The sequence below is a fragment of the Microbacterium sp. genome (assembly GCF_035277845.1).
Classification (GTDB): Bacteria; Actinomycetota; Actinomycetes; order Actinomycetales; family Microbacteriaceae; genus Microbacterium.
The window spans coordinates 1-2,402 of record NZ_DATEJS010000034.1; the positions used below are offsets into that span (position 1 = coordinate 1).

Consider the following 2,402-nt stretch of genomic DNA (forward strand, 5'->3'; position numbering starts at 1 on the left):
GTCGCGGGTGTAGAAGCGGGACGAGGCCGACACGTCGCCGGGCAGCGTGAACCCCGGCAGGGCGGCGAGCGCGGCGTTGGCCGCCCGCCCGATGCCCGTCTCCAGCATCCCGCCGCACCACACCGGCACACCGGCATCGAGAGCGAGGTCGTGGATGCGCACCGCCTCGAGGTACCCGCCCACGCGCCCCGCCTTGACGTTGATGACGCGGCACGAGCCGAGGGCGAGGGCGTCGTGCGCGGCTTTGAGCGAGACCACGGATTCGTCGAGGCAGACCGGCGTGCGCAGGCGCTTGGCGAGGGTCGCGTGGTCGACGAGGTCGTCCTCCTGAAGCGGCTGCTCGATCAGCAGCAGGTCGAACCGGTCGAGCTCCGCGAGGGTGTCGGCGTCGGCGAGCGTGTAGGCGGAGTTCGCGTCGACCTGCAGCGGGATGCCGCCGAACGCGTCGCGCACCGCGGCCGTGTCATGCACGTCGCGGCCGGGCTTGATCTTGATCTTGATGCGCACGTAGCCCTCGTCGAGATACCCGCGCACGGCCTCGACGAGCGCGGCCGGATCGCGCTGGATGCCGACCGAGACGCCCGACGGCACGCGGTCCCGCACGGCGCCCAGGTGTGCGCCGAGCGGGATGCCGTCGCGGCGCAGCGCGGCATCCAGCACCGCCAGCTCGAGGCCGGCCTTGGCCATGCGGTGCCCCTTGAAGGGGTCGAGCACGTCGGCGACGTCGGCCGGAGCGAGCGTGCGCCGGTCGAGCAGCGCCGGGATGAGGAACCGCTGCGCGACATCCCACGCGCCCTGCGTGTACTCGCTGGAGTAGAGCGGGTCGTACTGGGTGACGATCTCGCCCCAGCCGTCGCCGTCGGCGGTGAGAGCCCGCACCACGATGACCTCGCGCACCGTCTCGGTGCCGAAGGAGGTCGTGAACGGCGAGACCAGCGGCAGATGCAGCACCCGCAGCTCGAAGCCGTCGACGGTGACCGGGGCGAGCGCAGCAGTGGGCATGAGTTCAGGCTACGGTCATGCCGGGACCTGCGCCGGGCGCGCCCCGCCCGACTCGGTGTCGTCGATGTTGAGCGAGTCGATTCCCACCAGCGCGGCTCCCGCGTCGATCAGCGCCTGGGCTGCCTCGCCGGTGAGGAACGGGGCATCGGTCGCGTACGCGGGGGTGCCGAAGTGGCGGCCCACCCGGTGTGCAGGAGGACGGCGGCGCCGCGCACGTCCCGGTCGGCGTGCGTCTCGGCCCGGATGCCGCGGGTCGCTGCGTCCTGCAGGTGGAACACCTCGGCACGCAGGCCGACCGGGCCCGCCAGGTCGAGGCCGGCGAGATCCCGCCCGTCCGCGTACCGGTGGAACGGCGCGTCGAGGTAGGTTCCTGTGTTGCCGATCATCGTGATGACGTCCATGGCGAGCTCGGTGCCCGGTGCGTACTTCGCGCGGGAGTCCTCGCGCGTCCGATGCGGGGTGATCACTGGGACCAGGAAACCGGGGTACGTGACCAGCCCCGCGCGGATCGGGTGGCTGAGGTCGACGATCCGGGCCGTGTCCGAGAGCCTTGGCTCGGCCACGACGCCGCGGCTCCCCCGGTGCTGCTCCTCGACGATCCGGAGGTCGCGCAGGGTGACGTCCTGCACGAGCGCCAGCCCCAGGTGCTGGATGAGCAGCCGCCCGATCGCGGACTCTTCGACGGAGGCCGCGGGCAGGTCCATTCGGAACCCGGTTCAGGACATGCCGCCGCCGTTGGCGAAGGTGATGTCGAAGTCGAAGTGGGCGCGATACTCGGGCTTGAGCGCCATGCGTATCGGGGCATCGGCCGGCGTCTATCGTGAGGGCATGCCGATCGAATGGCTCGAATCCCCTCGCCGCTTCCGCGCGGAAGACGGGCGGCAGTTCACTCTCGTCCGGCCGCTGACGGTGCGCGAAGCCCGGAGGATGAGCCGAGGACACCGGGTGCTCGCGAGCGACTTTCCGCTGTTCGAAGACGTGACCGGTGACGCGGAGCGAATTCACGGGATGCTGCACGGCGTCCGCGAGGATCGAGAGCTTTTCGCTTGGTCGGCGGCCCTCTACGCCGCCGGCGACGAGAAGATCGTCGTGTTCGACTGGGGCCACTGAATTCGGTGCGCAGCGCCACCGAAAATCGCGGCACAGTCGGAGCCGCATCGTATTTCTCTACGGACCTCGAGGCCGAAGGACGCTCGGCATGCGCGTCGATTTCCGTGCGATGACGGACGGCGCGGCACCGGAATTCGTCTGCAGATCCCAATGATGCTCCTATTGGTTGTCAAGCTGTGAGGAGCCATGCGCGGTAGCGGTTGGCGAGTTCGTCGTCGCGGCGTTTGCCTCGTTCAACGGTGGAGATGTGCATGGGCCAGACACCGAAGTGGCGAGCAACGGTTTCGAGG

Annotated in this window: 3 protein-coding genes; 1 reads left to right on the top strand and 2 read right to left on the bottom strand. The window is 70.1% G+C overall.

Features of this window, described 5'->3' with window-relative positions:
- Both menC and VJR25_RS01160 read right to left on the bottom strand, forming a co-directional pair.
- On the bottom strand, positions 1–1,002 hold a 1,002-nt coding region (menC, locus tag VJR25_RS01155; protein ID WP_324111662.1), incomplete at its 3' end, for an o-succinylbenzoate synthase.
- Between the two features lie 107 nt (positions 1,003–1,109).
- Positions 1,110–1,706 (bottom strand): cyclase family protein, encoded by a 597-nt coding sequence (locus VJR25_RS01160; protein ID WP_324111664.1) that lies wholly within the window; start codon positions 1,704–1,706, stop codon positions 1,110–1,112.
- Between VJR25_RS01160 and VJR25_RS01165 the strand changes: the two genes are divergently transcribed.
- On the top strand, positions 1,654–2,112 hold the full coding sequence (locus VJR25_RS01165) for a hypothetical protein (protein WP_324111665.1): 459 nt from the start codon (positions 1,654–1,656) through the stop codon (positions 2,110–2,112). The genes VJR25_RS01160 and VJR25_RS01165 overlap by 53 nt on opposite strands.
- Positions 2,113–2,402 lie beyond the last annotated feature (290 nt).

What these genes read in the sequence shown, in the direction of transcription:
- VJR25_RS01160 (WP_324111664.1), bottom strand. Translation starts at nt 1,706, where the DNA reads ATGGACCTGCCCGCGGCCTCCGTCGAAGAGTCCGCGATCGGGCGGCTG.
- VJR25_RS01165 (WP_324111665.1), top strand. Translation starts at nt 1,654, where the DNA reads ATGAGCAGCCGCCCGATCGCGGACTCTTCGACGGAGGCCGCGGGCAGG.